18 protein-coding genes and 1 pseudogene are annotated in these 25,954 nt (G+C 51.6%); 4 read left to right on the top strand and 15 right to left on the bottom strand.

The genetic code is table 11. The features are described 5' to 3' along the window. Positions 1 to 110: 110 nt before the first annotated feature. The 3 genes from QUE75_RS06685 to QUE75_RS06680 all read right to left on the bottom strand — a co-directional run bounded on the left by QUE75_RS06685 (position 111) and on the right by QUE75_RS06680 (position 5,742). Positions 111 to 4,544 carry a DEAD/DEAH box helicase gene (locus tag QUE75_RS06685; protein ID WP_318036582.1) on the bottom strand — a complete coding sequence of 1,478 codons (4,434 nt, stop codon included), beginning with the start codon at positions 4,542 to 4,544 and terminating at the stop codon, positions 111 to 113. A gap of 156 nt (positions 4,545 to 4,700) precedes the next feature. Further along, positions 4,701 to 5,087 (bottom strand): restriction endonuclease, encoded by a 387-nt coding sequence (locus QUE75_RS20555; protein ID WP_318036581.1) that lies wholly within the window; start codon positions 5,085 to 5,087, stop codon positions 4,701 to 4,703. A 91-nt stretch (positions 5,088 to 5,178) separates the two neighbouring features. Further along, positions 5,179 to 5,742 (bottom strand): recombinase family protein, encoded by a 564-nt coding sequence (locus tag QUE75_RS06680; protein WP_286254558.1) that lies wholly within the window; start codon positions 5,740 to 5,742, stop codon positions 5,179 to 5,181. 520 nt (positions 5,743 to 6,262) lie between these two features. On the opposite strand from QUE75_RS06680, the gene QUE75_RS20595 reads away from it, so the two are divergent. Together QUE75_RS20595 and QUE75_RS06675 are read left to right on the top strand one after the other, a co-directional pair. Then, the gene (locus QUE75_RS20595; protein WP_396631693.1) at positions 6,263 to 6,649 is read left to right on the top strand and encodes an MbcA/ParS/Xre antitoxin family protein; all 387 of its coding nucleotides are present in this window, start codon (positions 6,263 to 6,265) and stop codon (positions 6,647 to 6,649) included. A gap of 18 nt (positions 6,650 to 6,667) precedes the next feature. Beyond that, positions 6,668 to 7,294, top strand: coding sequence for a hypothetical protein (locus QUE75_RS06675; RefSeq protein WP_286254556.1), 627 nt, complete (start codon positions 6,668 to 6,670; stop codon positions 7,292 to 7,294). A gap of 144 nt (positions 7,295 to 7,438) precedes the next feature. On the opposite strand, the gene QUE75_RS06670 is transcribed toward QUE75_RS06675, so the two are convergent. The 7 genes and pseudogenes from QUE75_RS06670 to pncC form a co-directional block, all read right to left on the bottom strand. Beyond that, positions 7,439 to 8,659, bottom strand: a complete 1,221-nt coding sequence (locus QUE75_RS06670; protein ID WP_286254554.1) for a site-specific integrase — start codon at positions 8,657 to 8,659, stop codon at positions 7,439 to 7,441. Beyond that, positions 8,652 to 9,245, bottom strand: coding sequence for a hypothetical protein (locus tag QUE75_RS06665; RefSeq protein ID WP_286254552.1), 594 nt, complete (start codon positions 9,243 to 9,245; stop codon positions 8,652 to 8,654). The genes QUE75_RS06670 and QUE75_RS06665 overlap by 8 nt, the downstream gene beginning before the upstream one ends. Beyond that, entirely contained in the window at positions 9,232 to 11,505 is a 2,274-nt protein-coding gene (locus tag QUE75_RS06660; protein WP_286254550.1) for a hypothetical protein, read from the bottom strand. Before QUE75_RS06660 ends, QUE75_RS06665 begins: the two co-directional genes overlap by 14 nt. Beyond that, a complete protein-coding gene (locus tag QUE75_RS06655; protein WP_286254548.1) occupies positions 11,505 to 13,565 on the bottom strand; it encodes a hypothetical protein in 2,061 nt (686 codons plus the stop codon). Before QUE75_RS06655 ends, QUE75_RS06660 begins: the two co-directional genes overlap by 1 nt. Positions 13,566 to 13,572: 7 nt before the next feature. Further along, complete coding sequence (recA, locus tag QUE75_RS06650) at positions 13,573 to 14,607, bottom strand: recombinase RecA (RefSeq protein ID WP_286254546.1); 1,035 nt, start codon at positions 14,605 to 14,607, stop codon at positions 13,573 to 13,575. Between the two features lie 197 nt (positions 14,608 to 14,804). After that, positions 14,805 to 15,422, bottom strand: a pseudogene (gene recA / locus QUE75_RS06645) (recombinase RecA); the annotation flags it as partial. 163 nt (positions 15,423 to 15,585) lie between these two features. Further along, entirely contained in the window at positions 15,586 to 16,086 is a 501-nt protein-coding gene (gene pncC / locus QUE75_RS06640; RefSeq protein WP_286254544.1) for a nicotinamide-nucleotide amidase, read from the bottom strand. A gap of 103 nt (positions 16,087 to 16,189) precedes the next feature. Between pncC and mutS the strand changes: the two genes are divergently transcribed. Both mutS and fdxA read left to right on the top strand, forming a co-directional pair. Further along, entirely contained in the window at positions 16,190 to 18,823 is a 2,634-nt protein-coding gene (mutS, locus tag QUE75_RS06635) for a DNA mismatch repair protein MutS (protein WP_286254542.1), read from the top strand. Positions 18,824 to 18,986: 163 nt separating this feature from the next. Further along, positions 18,987 to 19,310, top strand: coding sequence for a ferredoxin FdxA (gene fdxA / locus QUE75_RS06630; RefSeq protein WP_011785560.1), 324 nt, complete (start codon positions 18,987 to 18,989; stop codon positions 19,308 to 19,310). Between the two features lie 111 nt (positions 19,311 to 19,421). Here fdxA and QUE75_RS06625 read toward each other — a convergent pair whose 3' ends face one another. From QUE75_RS06625 to QUE75_RS06605, 5 genes are all read right to left on the bottom strand, one after another. Next, the gene (locus tag QUE75_RS06625; protein ID WP_061331682.1) at positions 19,422 to 20,447 is read right to left on the bottom strand and encodes a hypothetical protein; all 1,026 of its coding nucleotides are present in this window, start codon (positions 20,445 to 20,447) and stop codon (positions 19,422 to 19,424) included. Between the two features lie 132 nt (positions 20,448 to 20,579). After that, positions 20,580 to 21,530, bottom strand: a complete 951-nt coding sequence (locus QUE75_RS06620) for a DegV family protein (RefSeq protein WP_106695330.1) — start codon at positions 21,528 to 21,530, stop codon at positions 20,580 to 20,582. Positions 21,531 to 21,648: 118 nt separating this feature from the next. Continuing rightward, on the bottom strand, positions 21,649 to 22,467 hold the full coding sequence (locus tag QUE75_RS06615) for a metal-dependent hydrolase (RefSeq protein ID WP_138435602.1): 819 nt from the start codon (positions 22,465 to 22,467) through the stop codon (positions 21,649 to 21,651). A 246-nt stretch (positions 22,468 to 22,713) separates the two neighbouring features. Beyond that, positions 22,714 to 24,084: a solute carrier family 23 protein gene (locus QUE75_RS06610; protein WP_106695328.1), complete on the bottom strand. Its 1,371-nt coding sequence runs from the start codon at positions 24,082 to 24,084 to the stop codon at positions 22,714 to 22,716. A 95-nt stretch (positions 24,085 to 24,179) separates the two neighbouring features. Continuing rightward, positions 24,180 to 25,808, bottom strand: coding sequence for an acyl-CoA synthetase (locus QUE75_RS06605; protein ID WP_286254535.1), 1,629 nt, complete (start codon positions 25,806 to 25,808; stop codon positions 24,180 to 24,182). Positions 25,809 to 25,954: the final 146 nt, after the last annotated feature.

Below are 25,954 nucleotides of genomic sequence, written 5' to 3'. Positions count from 1 at the left end.
GACCATTCTTTTGACCAAAGAAGCTATCGCAGAAACGCCAAGCTCCCGTGCCACGGTGGCGATCCGTGCCCATACTAACGGAGCACCTAGCGTGCGTAACCGGAAAGGCCCTAAAGCATATCCAACTTTGGCAAGCTCTTTACAATCTCCTGAGTCTCTAGGCTAACCGTGATCATTCGCAAGAAAAGCTCAAGCGGGTACCGCGCATTACCAATCGCCTCAACCGCCCAGTCATTGGCGTCGTTAACGATATCGGAGTTGTTGTCCTTCAGAACCGCTTGACGCTCCATAACCCACTCAAGAGCCGACCTTCCGTTCACAACATAGTCATAGGCATCACTTGGAATATTTTCAATGGTAATGTTTTCGTTATATAAAACTTTTGTTTTATCGCCTTTTTTAAGGAACTTCATTTTTTTCACGTGAAAGTCTTTGTCTTCACCACCAATAACAGCATTTTCAGTTGCTATAATTTTCTTTGACTTTCCATTGATAGTGGCTTTTGTGTATAAAGACATAGACTCATAATTTAGGTGGAGTTCCGAAAGATTACGCCCCGCCTTGCTTAGCGTCCAAAAATCAAAAACACTTTCCACTAAAGGCAATCGTGGTAGCATCTTTTTTAAGTCGTTAGCAAATGTTATGCGATAGTCGGGACTATGTAATAAGCCATACACATAGAAAAATATGTCTTCTTTACTGATTTCATTTTCGCCATATTTCTTTGACGCAGCTTCAATAATAAAGTCACTTATTCCGTCTCGGCGAACATAACTGCCTATATTTTCGTCGTCAAAAAGACCGCAATTACTTTTAACCTCTTCATAATAATAAAGCGGGAATGTCTGACATCCGCCATAGGTATCGAGATCTCGGACTGTATCGAGACACAGTGCATAAAAATCTTTAACTGATCCCGTTCCAGGCAACATAATAATTTTATTACGATGGTCCGGTGTTGGAAAAAACCGATCGCTTAGGCCCGGACTTTCTATCACGTTTTTGTCAAAGTAAAGGAACTGCTTGTTGAAAGGCCTATATGTTGCTACGACAATCTTTTTAGGATCGAAGTCAATCCTTTTTCCGTTTTTACAGCTCGTCTTGAGAGACCTCGTCCATTTTATTTTTTTAGCATCAGCATCTATAAAATCATCTATATTTTCTTTATTAGATTTTTTGTATAAATCTGTTTGTTCGTTGTAAAAATCAACGAAATTTGCCATATTTTTTTCTAATTTTTTCTTACTATAATTATAAACCCATGAGTCTCGGTTAGTACCAATTCCTACTGCATAAGTAACGAACATTGACTTTGTCTTTAGGTCAAACTTCTTATCCGGAGTTAACCTAATAAACGATTCGAAGCTCAAGTTTCTTTGATTTATCCAGTCCCCTTTCTCGTTTGGGTTAATTTCAGTGAATTCAAAAGAATTAATACTCCGAAGACCCGAAAGGTAATCTAGTTTTTCCTGTTTACTTAAACTATCTGGGAGTTCGCCGAAAAGAATTTTAGCACTACCAGCGGTCTTTTCATTTTTATCTCTATTCTTTACCAAAATGGTAATGGTTACTCCAGTCATTATGTCAAAAACATTTTGACCTTCGCGTTTAGAATCTTCTTTAGATCTTCCTCTAATATCTCCTCTCAAATTAAATACATAAATTTTATTGAACTCTTTTGCCAGTGACTTTCGAAAACCTGCATAGCTACCTTTATCAATGAACCCCCCGCCTGTGATAAAAGCAATGATTCCGCTATCTTTGTCTATCCTGTCGGACGCCCAACGGAAAGCCTTAATATAACTATTGTATAGATCTCTACTTAATGTTGATTCGTTTTCCGCCGCATAGGTTTCAGAAATTCTATGTTCCAGATTTGGGTATGATTGGTTTTTGGCATTGTCATTTCCATCCGATTGCCCCCTTGAATAAGGCGGATTTCCAATAATCACTCGAATATCTAAAGCTTGCTGTCGCTTACGTCGTGCACTGTTTTCTTCTAGTAACTCATCAACTAAATCCGATTTTTCGCCCATCTGAAATGTGTCGGTCAAACATATACCATTGAAAGGTTGGCATTCAGGCTGAAAGATCAGGTCATCTCGTTCACCGCTAATATTTCCTGTTAGAATTCCGTGGTAAGTCGCCTCAATGTTAATTGCTGCAATGTAGTAAGCTAGCAAGACAATCTCATTGGCATGAATGTTATTCTTATATTTCCCTGGCAATCGATCTTCAGGGATGATTCCGCTTTGAAGAAGCCGCGTGATGAAAGTGCCAGTGCCCGTGAAGGGATCTAATATATGGACGTTTTCGTCTGCCATACTACTACTGAACTCATTCTTCAACACTTTCTCAACCGATTGGATCATAAAATCTACAACCTCAATCGGGGTGTAAACGATACCTAGTCTGTCTGTCATTCGTGGGAAAGCATTTCGGAAGAACTTATCATACAGTTCTACCACGATCCTTTGTTTTCCTTCCGCACTGTTGATCCCTTCCGCTCGCATCTTCACTGATTCATAGAATGAATCTAGCGTCCCACGTTCTTTATCTAAGTGGTGCTCATGCAGCTTGTCCAACACCTGTTGCATCGCCTGAGACATTGGGTTGTGCTTGGCGAAACTGTATTCCTCAAACAGAGCATCAAACACCGGCTTGGTTATAAGGTGCTGGGCCAGCATTTCGATGATTTCTTCATCGGAGATGCTATTGTTGAGATCATCGCGTAACTCTGCGGCAAACGCATTGAAGGCATCGATCTCTTCGGTATGGTTTTTGTCTTCAAGGATTGCTTTAATACGATCAATATGGGTATTGGCAATCTTGGCAATGTCATTCGCCCAGTCTTCCCAGTGGTGCCGATTGCCGCACTTCTTGACGATCTTTGCATAAAGAGCGCGTTCAATATCGCCCACTTCGAATACCAACTCCGCTTGCTCGGGCAACAAATTAGGGTCTTTTGATCCGATCGCTGCCCCTCCACGCGCCTTTCCGGCTTTGCGTTCCTTCTTAGATTTCTTGGTGGCTTTCGGTACTACCTTGTCTGCAACGGCCACAACCTCCATCTTGGAGGGCATGCTCCCGTTGAACTCAAGCTTATTGATCATGGCGTCGAAGCGGTCATCGTGTGACCTCAATGCATTCAAGACCTGCCAGACCACTCTGTAGGTTTCATTGCTGTTTAAGGCCTCTTCGGGCTCAACGCCTGCCGGAATCACCACTGGGAGAATGACATATCCCAGCTCTTTCCCAGGCGAAAGTCGCATAACGCGCCCAACGGACTGTACGACATCAACCTGGGAGGATCTAGGCGTAAGAAACAGCACAGCATCCAGCGCCGGGACATCGACACCTTCAGACAAACAACGCACATTAGATAGGATGCGGCAGGTATTAGCTTCAGTTGTTGCCTTTAACCATTCCAGCTTTGCCTCCTTCTCACTCGCGTTCATGCTGCCGTCAACATGTTCGGCGTCACAAAGCATCGTCAAGGCTGCGTCCAAAGGCGCGTCGGGATCCTTTTCCCGTAAAGAGGCAATTTCAGCTTCTTGGTACTGAGCAACCACAGCACCGAACATTTCTGAAATCAACTTGGAGCTTACCTTGTGGTTTTTGCCCTTGTACTCCTTCTCAATGACCTGGCAAAAAGCCACTGCTCTTTTCATAGCCTCAGCTTTTTGCCCAGCTGTCTCGAACAAGCCCTGCTTTGAGAGCGCTTTCCAGCAGCCCACAATCTTGGCCGCATCATCGACTTTGAGCGAGTTGTCGGCGTCTTTAAGTAGGCTTTGAAGTCGTCGGTTAACGTGTGTTTCCTCAACCGCTAGTACGACAACCTTGTAGTCAACCAGCAATTTTCGAGAGACTGCTTCAGAAAAGGTGATAACGTAAAGCTCTTCGCCGTATAGAAAACTGTCATCCATCGAGCAAAGGGTAACGTTTTCGGTCTGTTTGGCAGATTCACCATAGATTCGAGGCGTAGCTGTCATGTATAGACGCTTTGCGCCCTGGATGTAGTCATTGTCATGAACCCGGACAAATGCAGACTCCTCCTCACCGTCGAAAGTTGCACCTGTAGTCCGGTGGGCCTCATCGCAAATAATTAGGTCAAAAGCTGGAATCGTTTTATCGCCTGGCGACTGCGCTTCATTCAACACTGCAATCGAATGATAAGTTGAGAACACCACTGTCATTGCGTCATCAGAGTGGTGATCCGACATATGCTTCTGTAAAGAAATTGCATTGGTCGTTGCAGGGTATTGCAGGTCACTTATGCCGGAGATTACTCGATCATCTTCTTTACCTCGACGCTTGCCCACATCACTATCAGAACAGACGGCAAAACATTTAAGACGGACGGATGATTCTTGAGTCCATTCTGTCAAAGTTTGACCGAGCAAAGAGAGGCTGGGGACGAGGAATAGTACACGCTTCCCTTTGCCCGCCATCTCCTCCGCGATTTTTAATGAAGTGAACGTCTTACCTGTCCCACAAGCCATAATAAGCTTGCCGCGATCCGCTTTTTGAAGGCCAGATACCACACCTCTCAATGCATCGACTTGGTGCTCACGGAGCTGCTTTTGAGCTTTAAGAACAGGCGTAGAGTCCTCGTGGTACTGAGACCAGTCGATGACACTATGCTCTAGATCGTGGAGATCAATTTTGGCTACAGGTGGGTTTTGGCTCTCCAGTGAATCCTACGCATTATCAGTCCACTTGTCCGTCGTAGCGACGATGATCCGGTAGCTGAAATAGCTTTTCCCTGAAGCCGTGAAAAAGCTATCAATATCGGTCTTTCTAATTGTGTAGTCTGGTGAATAGTTCTTGCACTGGATGGCATGGAACTCGCCGTCACTTGTGATTGCTACTAGGTCGATCCCGGTATCTCTCTTCGTGCTGATGCCAAGGGCCGTACCATAGTGACTTACCCAGTCTGAGTATGAAAGCACCTCGGCGTACTGCTCTTTATAAAAAGGTTCCGTTTTGAAATATTGCACCATCAAGTTTTCGAAACTGGTTCCCTTGTCCCTTTCATTCAGGGTCAATTCTCTGAATTGAGCCAATAACGCTTGTAGAGCTGTCATCATCGTTCCTTAATTCTTTCGTGTCGTTGACAGTACCAGGCTGCCAACTGTTGCAAGGCTGCCAAGGTGAAAAGCCTAATTTCTTATCTGACTAAATGGTATATCCCTCACGCTTGAGAGAGGTATTGAGCGTTGTCCTGCTAACCTTGAAATGCTCGGCCACCTCAGCTTTAGTCATTGCTGGGTCAGAAAGCATAGCAGCGGCCTTTTTCACATCCGATACAGACATAACTGGCCTGCGACCACCTTTCCGCCCACGCGCTCGGGCAGCATCAAGACCTGCCTTCGTTCGCTCCCGAATTAGGTCGTGCTCAAACTCAGCGAGTGCGCCAAATATGTGGAAGACCAGCCTACCGCCAGAACTGGTGGTGTCTATTGATTCTGTCAGCGATTTGAAGCCAATCTCTCGGCCATGGAGATCTTGGACGATTTCAACCAAATCTTTGAGAGAGCGAGCAAGCCGGTCTAATTTCCATACAACCAACGAATCGCCCTTTCGGAGTGTCCGGAGGCACAATGAAAGCTCAGGTCGCTCTTTGAGCTTGCCTGTAAACTTTTCCTGAAAAATCTGTTCACACCCGGCTTTTTCCAGGGCATCGACCTGAAAGTCGGAATTTTGATCCTGAGTGCTTACACGCGCATAACCTACGATCATCAAACGCACCTTTGTTAATCATAGTTTGTTGTACGCGATTTTTGGACGCAAAACAATTGAAAAAATGCTGTTTTTTAGAGATCCACGGTAGCGTTCAAAAAACGAACGTTTTATTCACATACCCGTCTGGAGCCCAAAGATCGGCCTGGTATTTTCAGACCTTTTCAACTCGCATGTTTCGTGGGCTGAATGATTGTAAAAGACGGATGATTAGCATCATTGGTAACCGTTCGGGCGTAGACGCTGCAAAAACGCTCAACGCTCAACGCTCAACGCTCAACGCTCAAAAGAACATTTTGGAGGCTTAGCAGGATATCTGAGTAAATCTATACAGACCGCGTCATTACTCGCTTGAGCCGATTTGGATAGCTGTAAATAAGGCTATACTAACCCTCCCAAAATCAGATCTACTCTCCAAAATTACTCCACTCACTCTCTGTGTCCTTAAACGAAACCAGAGACTACGGCCATTGCTGATTACAATGAATCTAATTGGCAGAATCTGACTGGACCAACCAGCATGCCTCACTTGAGTTACCACCGCTTCAGAGGGGGCTATCATCGAGTCGCCATTTGTTATACTCAACATGACAAATTTCACGGGAGGTATGCCATGGACGCCGCAAGCCAAAACTCACGACGCGATTTCGCCGCCCGAATACTTGAGTCATGGGGGCTGGAGGCTCATCCGAGAGAGGGATTGCTGGATAAATACGAGAACGTCCTAGCCGTACTTTCGATTTACGATTCTCTCCATGCGATTTATGAGGGAGACAAAGATCGAGCTAGTCAGTGGCCAACAAGGCCAAACCGAGCGTTTGATGGGCTACGCCCACTCGATGCAATGCTTTCTGGCGACATTGAGAGGGTTGCGCAGTACCTGCGCTATCACGCCTATAACGCTTAAGAGCGACGAACCACCGATATGGCTAATGATCGGCACAGTAAAGCGATACGAAAAAGGCTTGAACAAAAACCTCCTGGTGAAAGACTGTCACTTGAAGAAATCCGTGAACTGAAGAAAATCGAGGCAGAGCGCGTCAATGAACGCATCAGGCGCGGAGTTAGGCCCGAAGATCAGTCTCAAGTCTGGCAGCAGCTTTTCGCCGAGGGACGTTTTTTGCCAGCAAACCGGCGACAAACTGCGAACCGATACTTAACAGGACTCACAGCTTTAAACCTCAACATGGAAGGTCGCACAGCTCCTGGTTGGCACAGCACCTATTTATGCCTTTGGGAAAATTGGACTTGGTCCGGTGACTCGATCATGGACTCGACCCACTTACTAGGCCAAAGAGGCGTGTATGACGCGACTAGCGAGCTGCGCCGCCATGCTCCAGACACACCAGAGGCCACTCTTGCGGCGTCATACGAGCGAGCGGTATTCGATTTGTTACACCACTATGCGGTGCTAGATAAGCCAGTGCCAAATATCCAGGCTTGTGACATCGATCATGAGGTTGATTTTGATCTGATACGGCAGTGGATCAACGAGAGCGAGGCGCTGTCTGAAGAATTAAAGTATGCCATGCTGGCGTGGCTGAGGGTATGAGAGCACTTAGCGTGCGTAAACCGCTCAAGGTTGCCACCCATTCCACTTGAAGCCTGCCACTCGGCGAGGAGCGGGCTTGGGGCGGAGCCTCTTTCGCACTAGAAGTAACTTGATCCTGAGCCAGCCAAGGACGACCTTGGATTTTCAACCGAAGGTTGACCGTTTGTCAGTTTTTAAGACTTCTAGCTCACGCTCCAACTGGGCAATTTTGCTTTTGGCGACATCCAATTCCGATTGAAGCACTGCACTCTTACGCTTCTCTTGCTCAAGGTACGTACCCTGATTCTGAGCGTTAAAAATGGCTTTAGCTTGCAGGTAATGTTGTTTGAGCGTTTTAGCGGATCGGTCATTCTGTGAATGGCCCGCGTGCTCTCTTGCGAGAAGTATCGCAGACTCTTCGTCGATTCCCTCTTTGATCTTTTCGATAAAAAACTCAGTGAGATTAGTACTTCTTCCGTCGTGCGGTTTGATTGCGTATTTTGTTAGAATCCTGTTGAAGTAAGAATTTGAAAGAGACTGACCTTTAGGATTACAAAACAAATACCCCGCATCTACCCTACGATTCGTCAGCAAAGAGGGGCGAACGTCTTCGATGAAATTCTGCATTTCCAAGTATGTTTCGACGGGGATATTCAATATCCTTCCCTCATCGCTATTCTTTGTCTTTCTCACCCTCACTGGCATCGTCTTTTGAGTCGGGTGAGGATCTTCGTTGAACTGATCAGTGTGAGCAGACTGGGCTTCTCCACGGCGAGCACCTGACTGTAGAATAAACAGGATCAATGCCGCATCGCGCTGAGAATAAATGCTGTCCTCATCAAGAGCTTTTTCGTAAGCCGCCTCCCATTTTTCTTTGTCGGTAATGTCTGTTCGCATTCGGGAAGGGGTCGGGTCTAATAAATTCGGTAGACTGTAGTCTTTGGTATCATTAGGACCTGGCGGATAAACAAATAGTGGATAAAGATAATCATCTTTATCGACATTGTTAATGCCGATTACTCGATTACAGTAACCCTCCCCCTCGCACCACCAGTAGAACTCGTATATGGCCCCGATGTAACCATTGATTGTTGTCGAGTTGCGCTTCCTTTTCCCGATACCGCCCTGGTTACGAAATTGACGAACGCGATCATGCGTCGCTCTTGTCCAACGACGATCGTTCTCGTGCAGATAACAAAGAAAGGCAACAATCTTATCTACTTTTGCGTTGACTGTACTTACACCATTTTTGCTACTGTCAAACAACGCAGCTCTGATGAATGCATTGAGTGGTTCAAACGGCGTACCCTCCGGACCGATAACAAACGGCACTTTATCCAGAGGTTTACTGGAGTAGTTAACTTGGCAAAGTAGTTTCTTATACACCGCTATCTCGCCGGAACGGAGTTACTTTAGGATCAATACTCTGGGCCTTTGACCGCTTTATGAGCTGCTTTGTTAGACTTTCGACTTCCGCCTCAGCCGAACGAAGTTCGCGTTTCAATTCCGCTATCTTGAGATGCATTTCGTGATTAAGGCCGGCCAAATCTGTCCTTTCCTTCTCGGCCTGATCTCTTTCCTTCCGAATCTCCGCAATCTGGGACTCCGGACTCTGAACCTTTGCAGATTTAACCGACGAAACTAGGTCTTTCACTTTGTCGTGCAAATCAGCACGCCCATTAGGCCCCGTTAAGGTTGCACGAGGAATTTCTTTGAGTGTGGCATCAACGCTCGGAAGCTTGGTCAATTCACAAAATGCTTTTACGCTCCTGGGCAGTCCGTGAAAGGGGTTATTTAACCTCCGCTGTACCTCTTCACGGATGTCCTCAGGCAAGCCATGCAGCGGGTCCGACTTCCTACCCTCCAACTGATCGTGGATGAAATTGATTTTATCCCCAACCTCAGTTGTGGTCTTGTCACGAGCAGCTCGTGGCGTGAGCCCACCGTTGCTGGATGACTTACCCTTGCCCATTGATACCTCCAGAAGCAATAACCGAGTCGAGGATGGGAGAATCGCACGCCAGATCGGTCAGAGAGTCTCTCCCAGGTGCTTTTTGGGAAACCAGTGACGAACATTGCACCAAGTTTGGACAGCCGTCACAGAACCTCTCAGAGGCCTTGTGGAGCGCCACCAGATATTCCCCTCCATCTTTGATCGCGCACTTGGCTTTTTCCGCTCGACCTGGCGAAAATCCGAGGCAAACAGCGCCGAAATTCAAAAACTCGATGGTTAGGCTATCTTCCTGAACTTTCTCTAGCGCTCGCTCGGCCTGACGCGGCCTTACGAGATCCGTTTGATAAACAGATTTTTGAACGCTTTCTGACAGGCTAGACAAACTCACCAACTCAGGATCATTCGACCTACCTTTCAAAAGAATTCCCGCCAACCATTCTTCTTCAATCTGACGGAAAGTAGCTCCGGCCTCACGCTGGGTCAGATACTTTCCGGTCATAGTCCAGTCTTCATGTCTTAATTGGTGCATAAGAGCGTTGAAACTGGTCTCATGATCCGAGCCATATCGGTAGAAATACATGATCGCGAACGCGCGACGGAACTGGTGCTCATTCAGATTCCAATGATTGCCATGTTCATCTAACTCAAGATCAATAAAATCCATGAATCGCGACGCTAAATCGTCAAACCGAAAGGATCTGAGCTTGGAGTCACCTTTTAGATCAACGAATTGGAAAATCTTGTCGTGGTCCCAGAGCGCTCGACCTTCTTCGCTCAGGCGCTCCAACACGTTGACCGCGCGCTCCACCAATGCACAAGTCGGCAAATCTTCGTAATCTCTGACGGTTTTAGGAATATACAGATTGATATATCTGAGGCCTGCGACACGACGAACACATCCGGCCCGAAGATCATTAATCGACGATTCGCGCCCAGCTGTAAAGCACAGCAGGAGCAACTGGCAACAGAATGGCAAGATGCCGTATAGCGCAAAGTTTAGTGAAAGCCCACTGTGCTCGACATTCTGGTAGTAGTAATCGTTGATAATTCGCGAAATGTATAGGTATTGATTCTTATTTAGGCCTAAACGCTGCCGAACCTCTTTCGGGCTAAGGCCTTGCTCCAGATAGCCTTGAAATTCTGCGAGAAACTCCGGGCTGTACTTGCTTCCCTGAGTGTTCTCCTGATGATGGCGGTAGTATCCCAGCGGGAACGGGCTCGCTACTTTTCCAATGTGATTAGACTGAGCGGAAAGGACACGAATTGCACGATTCTGAGCCTTTTTGTGCGTGCCGTTATCGCGCATCTGACGTTCTAGCTCGAAAAGCTCATCGGCGTAATCAAGAACCCAACGTGCAGCCGCGTCTAGCAACGTCAGATAAACAGGGATCGGAATATCTCGCGTACTTCCCTTAGATACTCGCACATCGACAGTTTGCAAAACTCGGTCAGCAGCGTCAGAAGGATTAGTGCCCGAAAAGGGATCGACAACCAGAGGGTGCCCAAAATCAGTGAGATAAGCGCTCTGCCGATGAAAGGTGCGAAGAACTCGGTAGAGATCTCTTACTTGTTTTTCGCTGGACTTGTCGGGATTAGTCTCTCTTTCCAAAATCTCAGTATCGAACTTTATACCAGCGTAATGCTCTTGCAGCTGCCTGTTGACCGATTTAATCAAACCTAATGATTTAAGGCATGTTCTGAACTGAGTAACCCCAATCGCCTTGGCAAGCACTTGTTGTTTAACACCCGACAAAATCCGATTGTCATGATGGATCGCAACCGGAAGATCGGACAACGGCACACTGTCGAAATAGGCCTCCAGCTTTTTTGCGTAGCGTCGGGAAATGTGCTCTGGCAGAGCCAGTCTTTGAAGCAAATCGCTGACCGAACCTGCATCAAGATCACTCGGCGAACTAAACCCCATGCCGATGATTTCACGGTAAATTCGCATCAAATGATAAGCGAAATTGGTAATGGCACTAACACTCCGAGCCTGGAATGTGTGTTTTCGCTCATGAAAACTTTTGTCTAGCTCTACGGCGATGACAATCGATTTTCTTATATCCTCAACAAGCTCGGGATAATCTAAGAGGGTCTCGCCCGGGGCAACAATGCAATCGAAGTTAATGAAGTCAGGGTTTTCAAAATCGGGGTTAATCGGATCGCGGATCTCCCAACGACTCGCGGGCCAATCAGAACGGAGCCAGTCATAGTCGAAGCGCTTGAAATTACCGTTTCGATCGTGAATCTCCGGAAAAATATGAACAACCTGATTCATTACGCGCACTCCGTTGAGCGAAAGAACACATTCCGGTATGGATTCTCGGTTTGCTCGGCAATATTTCTCTCAACATCCAACAGCAAGGCTTTATGCTTTAGTTGATTGCTCAGCCGATCATACATAGTGTCTACATAGATTCGCCAGAGCACCCAGTTGATATTGCTATCATCAATAACATGGTTCTCAAACGCTTCCAGCAATGCTTCTCGCCATAGGATCAGATTAGCCACATTATTTTCGGATGCGATGAAAATATTTCTCCGCTTTTCACAACTCATGCACATCATAACTTGATTGCATGGTACGCCAGCCAGACTCCCCGGCTGAAAGCCGGACATAGGGTCTGAGCAATGCACGGACCCAAATTGGCTCGACAATACATCATCCCTTACTCGGGTATACTCTTCTTCATTCAGTCCGAGCTTGGCTGCGACATCATCGAGCCTGATGGTTACCAGCGCTTCAAGCCACTCAATATACTCTCGCATATGCGATTCGAGCTTTTGCTTGAAAGGAAAAGAAGCAACATACCCCTTCGTTGTACGACCCTCTGAATGTTGAGCCATTTCCTGGGCTGCGGACACCCCTTCTTTCAATGTCTTCAGAAGAATTAGGGACACTCGAATCGCTTTCGCCCTGATTTTCCATCGCCCATCCGTTATCCGATTGATAAGGCTTTCGATATTATGAGCAAAAAAGCTTTTGTAGGTCGCTTGTGCTGCGACATAGTCCTTCGCAATCGTCCGGTGTTTAGCGGTGGTAGAATGCGCATAAATATGAAGAAACAGCCTATCTTGATCCGAAGCATGAGCATGATTTCGATAGTGCTTTGTGGCCGCAAGTATCTGATTAAAAATTTGGGTGACACTCTCACGGGATTCAGCTGAAGAATCCCACTTGCTCAAAACTTTTCGAGCCCGACTTTTGGTCCAATCAATAACTGCCAGATTGTCAAATACTTGTGTTTTGTCATAAATCGTAATATTGCCCAAATCCCCAGGATTCGCGCATGTCTCAAACATCATCAACAAGAAACCGGACACCATCAGATCTCTTGAGGCTCCCATTAGCTCGATGAACTCATTCGCGCTGAACTTCCCATTCAACCCCTTTCGATAGTCTCTTATTTCATTTCGCAATCGAGTCACCACTTGCTGAGGCGAATGCCCCTCTACGGCGTGAATTCCCCGTAAAGAGTGGTAATTCATATACCAAGCCAACAGCCCTGCCCAAAATTGCTCATCCGAGAGAGCCCTGGCGCGCGCCAGAGTCGGCTTATTTTTCTTTGGCTTGAAGGAGTCAGGGAACATCAACCAGTCGTCGATTATGGGAGCAAATTCAGCACCGACCTGAATCAACCTAATGCCTTCAGCCCTCTTGTCCAATGCTGTTTGATATACCTCCCAGGCCCCGCTATACAAATCCGACAAGCGCCTCTCTAACGTCGCTTGAATCAGGTCTGACAGGTTCTTCCCAGTTATATCGGCGTCACTATATTCGGCCAAAACATTCGTGCAAACGAGCTTGGCTTCAGCCACAAGTTCGGCTTCACCCGAGAAATTCTCAGATGAATAAAGGGCTTCAACTTGCTCAAACTGTTCTTCGGAAAGTGTGTGCAACACCGTTTGTGGTGGGGCCGAGCGAACCTTGTCAACTCCCGGCATCCTCAATCCGCTAGGGCAGATGCCCCGAGAGGCCATTCGTTTCAACCAGCCATTGAAATAGAGCGATCTTTTACGTGCCTGACCCGGAGTGTTAATTTTTTTCAAATAACGGGAGAAACGATACAAGAAGTGCATCCAATCAGTACGTGAATGCTGTGGCGCGATACCTAATTTTAGGTCACTTGGTATCTGAGTATTGTTTGGAGAGGTTGCAAGAAAGCGAGAGAAATCTTTAAGAGCTTCAACGTAATAACGAGCAGTGCTTTGAGCCTTGCCGCTTACTAAATCATTGCCCTCCTTGACGACTAACCTAAAAAAGTTCGCCGAAAGGAGGGGCTTTAGACAACTGATATCCCAATCGATTTCCCTATGTTCTATGCAATCCTTTGTCACTCAGGAATTACTCTTCTAACGGTAGGGCTTCAGCTTTAGGCTTGACCAATTCTGGCATGAAATGATCACGCACTTTCACTTCAATTTCCTGCGCGATAGCAGGGTTTTCTTCTAGGAACTTGCAAGAGTTTGCCTTTCCTTGCCCAATCTTATCACCATTGTACGCATACCACGCGCCAGACTTATCAACAATGCCAGCCTTGACGCCGAGATCAATAATTTCACCGTTCCGGGAAATACCCGAGCCATAGAAAATTTGGAACTCAGCCTGCTTGAAAGGAGGAGAGACTTTGTTCTTAACCACTTTAACGCGAGTTTCGTTACCGACAACTTCGTCGCCTTCCTTCACAGAACCGATGCGACGGATATCCAGGCGAACAGATGAGTAGAATTTCAAACCCTGACCACCCGTGGTTGTTTCAGGACTTCCGAACATAACACCGATTTTCATTCGTATTTGGTTAATGAAGATCATCAGACAACCAGAATTCTTTACGTTACCAGTAAGCTTCCGCAGAGCTTGGGACATCAATCGAGCTTGCAGTCCGACGTGACTATCGCCCATCTCTCCTTCAATCTCTGCCTTTGGGACCAATGCCGCAACCGAGTCAATGATAATGACGTCAACGGCGTTAGAGCGGGTCAGCATGTCGGCAATTTCCAGCGCTTGCTCCCCAGTATCTGGCTGTGAAACCAGCAGTTCATCTACGTTAACGCCGAGCTTCTCGGCATACTGTGGGTCCAGAGCATGCTCGGCGTCCACAAATGCACAGGTCTTGCCCTGCTTCTGGGCTTCGGCAATTACCTGAAGGGTCAGAGTGGTCTTGCCAGAGCTTTCCGGCCCGTAGATCTCACAGATCCGACCATAGGGAAGCCCGCCAATCCCCAGCGCTATATCAAGACCCAATGAGCCTGTCGAAACAGAGGGGATGGCCTCGCGAGGTTGGTCACCCATTTTCATGACTGCGCCCTTACCAAATTGGCGCTCAATTTGAGCCAGCGCTGAGGAAAGGGCCTTTGTACGAACATCAGAATTAGACATGAACTTTCACCTTAAACTTGTTTCGAAACTCATTTCGTATGCTTCGTTATTCTGGGTGCCTAACCGACCTGATTCTTTGCAACAGAGGGTAGTACATAAGGTCGAAAAAGCATAATTTCTGTATGATAGAGCTACGCAGCTTGCTGAAGCCCATGGTTGCGCCCATTCACACTCTCATACACTTTTTCTAGTAAACATTTTGGCGAGCCGAACATGACGCCGATTTTCATACGGATCTGGTTGATGAAGACCATCAGGCAGTTGGCGTGTTTGACGTTGCCGGTCAGTTTACGCAGGGCCTGGGACATCAGGCGGGCCTGGAGGCCTACGTGGCTGTCGCCCATCTCGCCTTCGATTTCGGCTTTCGGTGTCAGTGCGGCAACGGAGTCGACGATGATCACGTCGATGGCGTTGGAGCGCACCAGCATGTCGGCGATTTCCAGGGCCTGTTCGCCGGTGTCTGGCTGGGACACCAGCAGGTCGTCTACGTTTACGCCCAGCTTTTCTGCGTAGATGGGGTCGAGCGCGTGCTCGGCGTCGATGAAGGCGCAGGTTTTGCCAGCCTTCTGGGCTTCCGCAATCACCTGAAGGGTCAGTGTGGTTTTACCGGAGCTTTCCGGGCCGTAGATTTCAACGATCCGGCCGTAAGGCAGGCCGCCAATACCCAGGGCTACGTCCAGCCCGAGGGAACCGGTGGATACCGCAGGAATGGCTTCACGGGGCTGGTCGCCCATTTTCATCACGGCACCTTTGCCGAACTGGCGCTCAATCTGGCCGAGTGCTGCGCTGAGTGCTTTCTTGCGATTGTCTTCCATTGGTACCTGACCCTCATTTGCCGGGGCTGCTGAGCCGCGATTGGGCCGACAGCAGCGAAATTCAAAGCGATGACACCGGAGGCATCCAGTGTTTTCCTGTATATTTGAACAGTATTAAAACATAAGCCTTCGCTGAGACCAACCCCTGCCCGGGTGAAAAACGTCACAGTGTTTTCAGAAACTCCGTAACCCCTTGCAGAACATACAAAACCGACTTTCGGCGTACCTGATCCCGGTCGCCGTCAAAGCACTGCGTGCTGGTTTCGATGCGGTCCGGGCCGGTGCCCCAGGCGAACCATACGGTGCCTACGGGCTTTTCATCACTGCCGCCGCCAGGGCCGGCAATGCCGCTTATGGCCACGGCTATGTCAGCGTCCGCAGCGCGGATGGCACCGGCGACCATCTGGCGAACCACTGGCTCGCTCACCGCGCCATGTTCGGCGAGCACCGATTCTTCAACCCCCAGAATGGCCTGTTTCGCCTCGTTGCTGTAGGTCACCAACCCGGCCATAAGGTACGCAGACGACCCCGCCCGGTCAGTCAGCACTTTGGCCACCCAGCCGCCGGTACAGCTTTCTGCGGTGGCGATGGTTTTACCGTGCTCGACGAGCCATTCACCCAGCGTGTTTCCAGCGCTCTCCAGTTGTTGGTCAGAGGCCTGCATAAGAATCTCCCTGTGTCTGTTGCCAAACCCTTCGTTTCATCACGGGCATTATTTTCTTACAATCCCCGCTTTCACCCAAAAGTACGATCAACCGGACAAACCCATGTCAGTAGCCCAGACCGATCTTTCCAAGCACACCCCGATGATGCAGCAGTACCTGAAGATCAAGCGGGAACACCCGAACGAGCTGGTGTTTTATCGCATGGGTGATTTCTATGAGCTGTTTTACGACGACGCCAAGAAAGCAGCGGAACTTCTGGACATTACCCTGACGGCCCGGGGCCAGTCCGGGGGCAACCCCATCCCGATGGCGGGCGTGCCTTTCCATGCGGCTGAAGGTTACATTGCCCGCATGGTGCGCGCAGGTCAATCCATCGCTATTGCTGAGCAGATTGGCGACCCGGCCACCAGTAAAGGGCCGGTTGATCGTCAGGTGGTGCGCGTGGTGACACCGGGCACCCTGAGCGACGAGGCGTTTCTGGAAGACCGGCGGGACAACCTGTTGGTGTCGATTTTCAGTCATAAGGAGCAGTTCGGCTTCGCGTCGCTGGACATCTCCAGTGGCCGGTTTGCGGTCGCAGAGCTGGAAAGCCTGGAAGCTCTGCAGGGGGAGCTGCAGCGCCTGCGGCCGGCGGAGATTCTGATCAGCGAGGACTTCCCTTACAGCGATGTGCTGGAGGGCTTCACCGGGGTTCGTCGCCAGGGCCCCTGGTTGTTTGAGATGGATTCCGCCCGGCGGGTGATTACCCAACAGCTGCAGGTTAAAGACCTGACCGGTTTTGGCTGTGAAGACCTGCACCTGGCGATCTGCGCCGCCGGCTGCCTGCTGCAGTACGCCCGGGAAACCCAGCGTACCGCCCTGCCCCACATCCGCAAACTGACCCGCGAGCGTCGGGAAGATGCGGTGATCCTGGACGCCGCCAGCCGCCGCAACCTGGAAATAGACACCAACCTGATGGGTGGCCAGCAGTACACCCTTGCCTGGGTAATGGACCGCACAGCCACGGCCATGGGCGCCCGTGAGCTGCGCCGCTGGCTGAACCGGCCGCTCAGGAATGTGGAGGTCGTGCGCCAGCGCCAGCAGGCGGTGTCGGCTTTGCTGGACGGCTTCCATTACGAGCCAATCCACGATCTGCTCAAGCAGGTGGGTGATATCGAGCGGATTCTGGCCCGAGTCGCGCTGCGCTCAGCCCGCCCCCGGGACCTCGCACGCCTGCGGGATGCGTTCCAGACCTTACCGGGGCTGCAGGAGGCGCTAAAGCCCGTTAACTCGCATCACCTGGTGAAGCTGGCCACGGTTATTGGCGAATACCCGGAACTGGCAGACCTGCTGGAGCGGGCCATTATCGAGAACCCGCCCGTGGTGATCCGGGACGGCGGCGTGATTGCCGAAGGCTTCGACGAAGAACTGGACGAACTGCGCAACATCAGCGAGAACGCTGGCCAGTACCTGTTGGATGTGGAAACCCGCGAGCGCGAACGCACCGGCATTTCCACGCTGAAAGTGGGCTACAACCGGGTACACGGTTACTACATCGAGATTAGCCGGGCCCAATCTGATCAGGCGCCGGTGGATTACATCCGCCGTCAGACGCTGAAAAACGCCGAGCGGTTCATCACGCCGGAACTGAAAGAATTTGAAGACAAGGCCCTGAGCGCCAAGAGCCGGGCGCTGGCCCGGGAAAAAGGACTGTACGACGACGTATTGGAAACCGTCGCCGAGCAGTTGGCACCGCTGCAGGACGCCGCCCAGGCCCTGGCGGAACTGGATGTGCTCAGTAACTTTGCCGAGCGGGCCACCAGCCTGCGTTTCACCGCCCCGGAGTTCACCGAGCAGCCGGGTTTTGATGTGGAAGAGGGCCGCCATCCGGTGGTGGAGCAATTGCTCGACGAGCCCTTCGTGCCGAATAACCTGCTGATGGACGCCAGGCGGCGGATGCTGGTGATCACCGGTCCGAACATGGGCGGTAAGTCCACCTACATGCGCCAGGCCGCGTTAATTGCCCTGCTCGCCTACACCGGCAGCTTTGTGCCCGCCAACCGTGCGGTGCTGGGGCCGGTAGACCGGATTTTCACCCGCATGGGTTCTTCCGATGACATTGCCGGCGGCCGCTCCACGTTTATGGTGGAAATGACCGAAACCGCCAATATCCTGCACAATGCCACCGAGCACAGCCTGGTGCTGATGGATGAGGTGGGCCGCGGTACCAGTACCTTTGACGGCCTGTCGCTGGCCTGGGCCACAGCTGAGCACCTGGCCAGGGACATTCGTTGCTACACCCTGTTCGCCACCCACTACTTCGAACTCACCCAACTGGCGGATGATCTGGAACATGCGGTGAATGTTCACCTGACGGCCACCGAGCACGACGACTCCATCGTTTTCCTGCACAATGTACACGACGGCCCGGCCAGCCAGAGTTATGGCCTTCAAGTGGCCAAATTGGCGGGCGTGCCCCAGGATGTGATTCGCAATGCCAAGGCGCAGCTCGCGCATCTGGAAGGCAGCGCCGGCCCGTCCAAGGGAGCTACAGGCGGTGCCGCTGCAGCGCCATCACCAGCCCCCAAAACGGCTAAACAACCGGCTGCCGTGGAATCGGTGTTTCAGGGCGATATGTTTGCCAGCGCGGAGCCGAGCGTTGTAGAGAACGCCTTGCAAAAACTGGACATTGATGGACTTTCACCACGGGATGCCCTCAATCAGCTCTATGAGCTGAAAGCTTTGCTGGCAAAATAACAGGAAACTGGGCCAAACTTGATCTGTGTAATAAGGTTATAGCAGCCCAACGCTTGCGGCTGCGGGGGGCGCTCCCTACAATATCGCGCACAAAATTATAGATGGGGCCGGAACATCAGGGCTCCTGATGAGACCGATTACTTTACGAACCAGGGATCTGACTATGGCGTTTATCGTTACTGATAACTGCATCAAGTGCAAATACACCGACTGCGTGGAAGTCTGCCCGGTGGACTGCTTCTACGAAGGCCCCAACTTTCTGGTGATTGACCCGGACGAGTGCATAGATTGCGCCCTGTGCGAGCCCGAGTGCCCGGCCGAGGCCATCTTCTCTGAAGACGAACTGCCGGCGGGCCAGGAAGCGTTCGTTGAGATCAACGCCGAACTGGCTGGCAAATGGCCGAACATCACCGAGAAGAAAGACCCGCTGCCAGACGCTGAAGAGTGGGACGGCAAGCCTGACAAACTGAAGTACCTGGAGCGCTAAGAACCTCCAGCATTACTTCAACAACAAAAAGGCCGGACGACAAACATCGTCCGGCCTTTTTGTTTGAGCCCGGGTATTGACGGGCTCAGGGCAAGGAAGCCGCCAAACAGACTAAGCCAGCAATTTCTTGGCTGCTGCAGATCGATAGAATGCTCCCAAACGCCGGCGTACCAGCGCTTCGAGGTAGCCCTCCTCGGCCAACACCTCCACGATGGGCAGCGCCAGGGATTCCACTTCGGTCACGATAACCTCTCGAGTCACCCCGACATCCTGCAACAGGTCCATGACCGGGCGATCGCCATACTTGGCAAAAAGATGCTCCACCACCGCCCTGGCGCAGCCTTCAAAGTAGCCGGTTTTCCGGAAATTCAGCCAAAACTCGTACCCCATCACCACGAACTCCTGCAACTCCACATCGCCCAGCCCCTCTTTGAGCTCAGCAATGGTGCGACCTTCCAGGGATACCCAGGCAGCCATCACGGTATCTCTCAGCTCATCATCAGACAGCGCCTTGTGCAGGAATTGCTCACTGCGGGAAATCAGCCCCGGCAAACTGTCTGCCAACCAGGCCTTGATGCGCCGCTCAAACGTTTCGTCCAGCCCGGGCACCGCCCTATTGGCCATTTTCTTGCCGAACTTCATCATTGAGCCAACACCAGGCACAGACCGGGTAATCAGGTTGTCTTCATAGAGGTAATTGACCAGACCGTGGTAGACCACGTTGGACACCAGCTCCTGGTAGACCGGGTGCGCCATGATCTCGGCAATAATGCGCTCACGTTGGTGACGCAGCTCCAGGGCTTCTTCGATGAACCCGCTGGCCTGTTCACGAGACAGGATCTCGCCCAGGGTGGTGTCAGACTGGACCGAGGCATTCATGACCTCGGTCGCCATTTCTGCGGCCAGCTCCGGAATACCGGCGTCCAGCTCCATATCCACCACAATACGCTGGATCACGCCCATCACCTGGTCCGCGCTCACCAGTCGGTTCAGGGTGACACTGCCCGCGTGATCGAGCAGTTCGTCCACCTCGTTATCGATGAACTTTTTCAGTTTCGCCCCTTTGAGAGCAGACATCTCATGTTTGACGTGTGCTTCCAACAAAGTATCGGCAAGGCTTGGGCTTGTCTTTGACATAAACCGGGCATCCTTTTGGCTAGGGTCCTGAACGTTGCCAACGAGGCTAACACGAACTGGCCTGGCGCGGGTTCGCCGGAATTACCCCGGCTGGGGCAATGCAGGGCCAGTCTGGGCCGACGGGCCTGGAGGCTACTGGAAATCGTTGAAGGTATGGGGCTCGGCGGCCAGGGCCAGGCAGATACTGCCCGGGCCCACGTAGATGGCACTGGTAATACCCATTTGTGACAGCAACAGCTCTACCCCATTGCTTTCACAGGCATCGCGCAAGCGATTCAGGCCTGGCAGATCTTCGATCTCCGTCCAGGTCAGGCCGCAGGACAAGCTGACGTAAGGCGTCAATAAACCAGCCTCCACCCGGGCGACCGCGTAATTCATTACTTTCTCGACTGCCATATCAAAGTTGCGGGTTTTAACCACGGGTTTGCCTTCGGCACCCTGGCCAAAGATCACCGGGACAATGTTCAGGGCCTTACCCAGGAACGCGGCAAACGCCGAGACGCTTTTGTCACCACGGCGCCGGGCACGCTCGCGTATATAGTGCAGATCTCGGGGAATCACACAGGTATAGATCTTGTCGGTAAACGTCTCGACCTCATGCCGAAGGGCATTCTTGGAAAGCTTTTGCTCAATCAGTTTCAGAGTATGGGCCGCCAGCAAACCCTGCCCGGCAAAGATCTGTTTACTGTCGATCACCCGCATGGAGAACTTGCCATCCCGGCCAGCGGCCTTACGGGCCTCCTCGTAATGAGCCATGACGGAGTTCATGGCTTCCGCGGCGTTCTGGAAAATCTGGCTACGGCTTTTGGTGACGGTTTCGCAGATGGCCACATCGAACTCGGTCACGATCTTTTCCATGAACAGGTCATGGATCTGTTCGGCAGTGTAGGCTTTGGTTTCCGCTTCATGACCTTTGCCCAGCAGGCCACTTTGATAAAACTCCTGGGTACGAACCGGGCAATGTTTATCGGTGTAGGTCTGGCCGTCGATAATAGCGGTTACCGGCAGAACGAACAGGTCGTGCTTGCGGGCAAAGTCATAGGGCAGGTCACAGGCGGAATCTACAATCAGGCCTACTCGCATGCTGTGTGTCTCCGGGTGCGGGCAACACCTCACATGGGCATGCCCTTTATTGTCATTATTTTTGTCGCGCTACAGTTTTGCACAGATTGGTGAAAATTTCAGCACCCACCTCAGGCTGTCAAACCTCCAGTTCTTTCAGGTTGTGTTCCAGTAGCCGACGGTTGTCTTGCTGCCATGGGTGGAAACCTTTCCGGAAGTAGGCCAGGAATTCCGGCAGGCACTTGCGCAGAACGCCGGGCTTCCCCCAGAGAAAATTCAGCCCGCCTAACCAGGTTTTCAGACTCCAGAGCTTGCCATCCGTCTTCAGCAGGCTGCAGGTGTTGATGAAGGTGTACTTGAAGAAATTCCAGGTGACAAACAGAAAGACAATCCGGCGCAACCGCTCATTGCCAACGCAGGCCCGGTATACGTCGAACGCCACCGACTTGTGCTCGGTTTCCTCAATGGCATGCCAGCGCCATAACCTCTGCATTGTCGGCGTAGCGCCCTCCATCCACTCGGGGTGACTGAGAATGGCGTTGGCCAGCACGGCGGTGTAGTGCTCTGCACCACAGGTGCCCGCCAGTTGGCGGCTGGGCGGCAACCGCCCTACCCAGTCCATGTGCTTGCGGAAGCGCGCGTCGAGGGCATCGATATCATAGCCACGGGCTTTCAGGGCTTCGTTGTAATCTTTGTGCTCTCGGCTGTGCAGGGCTTCCTGGCCGATAAAGCCTTTGATCTCTTCCTTGAGCTTAGGGTCGGTAATCTGGTCCCGGTACAGGCGAACGGCGTTAATGAATTGCTGCTCTCCGTCGGGAAACTGCAGCGACAAGGCATTGAAGAATGCGGTGCGGAAGGCATCGTTGCCGTGCCAAAGGGTTTTCAACTCATCCCTTACATCAAAACGCAGATGCCTGGGTTTGACGGCGACGCCGTCCGGTGTGGAACTGATGGTCATTTCGGCCCCCTGTTGTCGGTTTGTTGTTATTAAAGCACTCGACATCGGATAAATTTTCACCAGTTCGGCCAGTGTACCCCCGTATTCCAGATAACCGGAAGGGGCCAGCCTGACAAATTCGACAATTTGTCATGAAATGACAAACTGTCATCACACTGGCACAAACAAAAAAAGGGAGGCATCAAGCCTCCCAAGGACACACAGTGGGTTGGTGCCGCCATCTTCATAGCGGCACCGGGTTCAGTGTTACTGGCTCTTCTCGGCGCCCGGGGCCTCCGGGTCGGAAGTGAATTTCAGTAAATGAGTGCGTTCGATCAGGTAGTAGAGAACCGCACCGGTCGCCAGGCCCCAGCCTGCGCCATACACCGCCAGAACCACACCCATGGTGCCGGCAATGCCTCGCTCAGTGTTGTTCTCCAGCTGCTCCAGGCCCACCATCAAACAGATGTAACCGGTCAGCAGCAGGGTCAGGGACAGTGCAATCGGCAGCACCGGCTGGAAGAAGCTCACCAGCGGCAGGACAAACAGAGCGATAAAGCCGGTAATCCAGAAGGTGCCACCGCCGCTGTAGATGGAATCCATGGCGTTACGGCCATACTTGTAGCGTTCGGCCATGGTGGCGGTGACCGCTGTCCAGATTGGACCAGCAAGGCCAGGGTATGGCGCGAAGAACGCGTGGCCACCGTTACGGATAGCAGTTACCAGGTGAACACGGTCAATGCTGTTGTCGATGTCTTCGTCTTTACGCAGGTGGTCGACACGGTTCATCAGGGACTGCCCCACCACGATATCGCCGAAGGCAATCACGTAAGCGATGACCGCAGTCGGGATCGCATACAGGAAGATATTCAGATCCGGGAAACCTACGGTAAACGGCAGGTAGTTCCACAGCTGGTCAAAGGCCGGCTTGGTGATGCCCCACTGCACATCCGGTACAGCGTATTCACCAGTGGCAAAACCAACCAGGATCGCCACAACCATGCCCGGCACCATGCCGTAGTTGGCAATCTTGCGGGCAATATTGCTCTTATCGACGAAGCCCTTGAAGGACACCGAGAACATCAGGTAAAGACACACCAGGCCACCGACAATCAGGGAAATGGGCGTGTTGGCCAGACGGCCACCAGCCTCAATTTCGCCCATCAGGGCCGCAATACCCGCACCGATAATGATACCGCCCTTCATGGAGCGCGGAATCCACTCAACCAGTTTACTGCCCAGGCGGGTAACCCCCAGAATCAGGAAGATCAGGAACACCAGGAACTGCAGGGCGAACAGCGCCTGAATGGCCTCCGGGCCAGGCTCGTAGTCCGAGAGGAACAGCAGCACCACAGGAATACCCGGGGTTATCCAGCCGGGAACCAGTGGCACGCCCAGCAGCGCCGGCAGCATAAAACCGATACCGCAGATAACGACATAAGCCAGGGCCACCTCGTAGGGTACGCCGAGATAGGTTTCAAGCAGGGGAATCATCGCCAAACTGACCACGAACATGATCAGGGCCTGGACCATCTCTGCGAACTCCCAACGATAGTGGACGAACGGCAGACGGATTTTGAAAGGGCCCGCGGGCCAGAACGGCTGTTCTTCACCGTTTTTTCTGTGGAACATTTGCATTGCATTACCTCCGGGCACGCCGGTAAAGGGTGCCAGTCAATGTTGTTTTTGTGACGAGGTGTGGCGGCACCGAAAGATGCCGCCGTTCAGGGGGATTAGTTCAGATCTTTGGCCTGGTCCCGCAGCACGAACTTCTGGATCTTGCCGGTGGATGTTTTCGGCAGCTCCGAGAAGACCACGGTTTTGGGCACCTTGAACCGGGCCAGGTGCTCGCGGCAGAAATTGATGATGTCTTCTTCAGACACATCCCCTGCCTCTGGCTTGAGGGTGATGAAAGCACAGGGCGTTTCGCCCCATTTCTCATCCGGGCGGGCAACCACCGCCGCTTCCATCACCGCCGGGTGGCGGTAAAGGGTGTCTTCCACCTCGATGGTGGAGATATTCTCACCGCCGGAGATGATGATGTCTTTCAGGCGGTCCTTGATTTCCATGTAGCCGTCTTCGTGCCACACGGCCAGGTCACCGGTGTGGAACCAACCACCCCGGAAGGCTTCTTCCGTGGCACTGGGGTTCTTCAGGTAACCTTTCATCACGGTATTACCGCGCAGGAAGATCTCGCCAATGGTTTTGCCATCTTTCGGGACCGGCTGCATGGTGTTGGGGTCAGCCACCATAGTACCGCCCAGGGTGTGATAACGAACGCCCTGGCGCGCCTTGATCTGGGCACGCTCCCGCAACGGCAGTTCATCCCATTCCGACTTCCAGGCACACACGGTGACCGGACCATACACTTCAGTCAGACCGTAAACGTGAGTCACCTTGATGCCCATTTCTTCGATGGAGCCAATCACCTGGGCAGGGGGCGCTGCGCCGGCGGTCATGGACTTCACTTCGTGATCAATACCAGCCTTGGCTTCTGGCGAGGCATTCAGCAGCGCGTTCAGAACAATCGGGGCGCCACACATGTGGGTAACCTGGTGGTCACGGATCAGCTGCAGGATCTTCTCAGGGTCTACCCGGCGCAGGCATACGTGGGTGCCAGCCATGGCGGTGATGGTCCAGGGGAAACACCAGCCATTGCAGTGGAACATCGGCAGGGTCCACAGGTACACCGGGTGCATGTCCATGGACCAAACGGCCTGGTTACCCAGAGCGTTGATATAGGCGCCGCGGTGGTGATAAACCACGCCTTTGGGGTTACCGGTGGTGCCAGAGGTGTAGTTCAGGGAAATGGCATCCCACTCATCGGCCGGGAAGCTCCACTGAAACTCGGGGTCACCCTCCTGCAGGAAGGCTTCGTAGTCGAGGTCACTGACCTGAACGCCCTCACCGTACTCAGGGTCGTCCACATCAATCACCAGGGGCTTGTGCTCAAGGTGACGAATCGCATCTTTAACGACCTGGCCAAATTCGCGGTCGGCAATCACGACTTTCGCCTCACCATGCTCCAGCATGAAGGCAATGGCCTCGGCATCCAGGCGCACGTTCAGGGTGTTCAGTACTGCGCCGATCATGGGCACGCCAAAGTGGCATTCCACCATGGCAGGAATGTTGGGCAGCATCACCGCCACGGTATCGCCCCGGCCGATACCCCGGCCTTTCAGGGCAGAGGCCAGGCGCAGGCAACGGTCATAGGTTTCTGCCCAGTTACGACGGATGGCACCGTGGATGATGGCCGGATAATCCGGGTACACACTGGCGGTGCGCTCGATAAAATCAATGGGGGACTGAACTGCGTAGTTGGCATCCCGGGGCGCAAGGCCCTGGTCGAAGATCGAAGTCATTGGCGTGGTCCTCTAACTCAGATGTTGTTCTTATGGCATATTCAGAAGAATAGCCAAAGCAGCTATACTCCAGATTGCCCGAAATGGTAGAAGATAGAACAAATACTATAAACTCTACTATGGTATTATAGGATTATTACTATAAC

This window comes from Marinobacter shengliensis, from assembly GCF_030297115.1.
Lineage (GTDB): Bacteria > Pseudomonadota > Gammaproteobacteria > Pseudomonadales > Oleiphilaceae > Marinobacter > Marinobacter shengliensis.
Note: the sequence above shows the minus strand (reverse complement) of the source record. Positions and strands in the feature narration are given on the sequence as shown.

What these genes read in the sequence shown, in the direction of transcription:
- QUE75_RS20595 (WP_396631693.1), top strand. Translation starts at nt 6,263, where the DNA reads ATGCCTCACTTGAGTTACCACCGCTTCAGAGGGGGCTATCATCGAGTC.
- QUE75_RS06660 (WP_286254550.1), bottom strand. Translation starts at nt 11,505, where the DNA reads ATGAATCAGGTTGTTCATATTTTTCCGGAGATTCACGATCGAAACGGT.
- QUE75_RS06680 (WP_286254558.1), bottom strand. Translation starts at nt 5,742, where the DNA reads ATGATCGTAGGTTATGCGCGTGTAAGCACTCAGGATCAAAATTCCGAC.
- QUE75_RS06620 (WP_106695330.1), bottom strand. Translation starts at nt 21,530, where the DNA reads ATGCGAGTAGGCCTGATTGTAGATTCCGCCTGTGACCTGCCCTATGAC.
- QUE75_RS06605 (WP_286254535.1), bottom strand. Translation starts at nt 25,808, where the DNA reads ATGACTTCGATCTTCGACCAGGGCCTTGCGCCCCGGGATGCCAACTAC.
- QUE75_RS06665 (WP_286254552.1), bottom strand. Translation starts at nt 9,245, where the DNA reads ATGGGCAAGGGTAAGTCATCCAGCAACGGTGGGCTCACGCCACGAGCT.
- QUE75_RS20555 (WP_318036581.1), bottom strand. Translation starts at nt 5,087, where the DNA reads ATGACAGCTCTACAAGCGTTATTGGCTCAATTCAGAGAATTGACCCTG.
- QUE75_RS06615 (WP_138435602.1), bottom strand. Translation starts at nt 22,467, where the DNA reads ATGACCATCAGTTCCACACCGGACGGCGTCGCCGTCAAACCCAGGCAT.
- QUE75_RS06625 (WP_061331682.1), bottom strand. Translation starts at nt 20,447, where the DNA reads ATGTCAAAGACAAGCCCAAGCCTTGCCGATACTTTGTTGGAAGCACAC.
- mutS (WP_286254542.1), top strand. Translation starts at nt 16,190, where the DNA reads ATGTCAGTAGCCCAGACCGATCTTTCCAAGCACACCCCGATGATGCAG.
- QUE75_RS06675 (WP_286254556.1), top strand. Translation starts at nt 6,668, where the DNA reads ATGGCTAATGATCGGCACAGTAAAGCGATACGAAAAAGGCTTGAACAA.
- QUE75_RS06610 (WP_106695328.1), bottom strand. Translation starts at nt 24,084, where the DNA reads ATGCAAATGTTCCACAGAAAAAACGGTGAAGAACAGCCGTTCTGGCCC.
- pncC (WP_286254544.1), bottom strand. Translation starts at nt 16,086, where the DNA reads ATGCAGGCCTCTGACCAACAACTGGAGAGCGCTGGAAACACGCTGGGT.
- recA (WP_286254546.1), bottom strand. Translation starts at nt 14,607, where the DNA reads ATGTCTAATTCTGATGTTCGTACAAAGGCCCTTTCCTCAGCGCTGGCT.
- fdxA (WP_011785560.1), top strand. Translation starts at nt 18,987, where the DNA reads ATGGCGTTTATCGTTACTGATAACTGCATCAAGTGCAAATACACCGAC.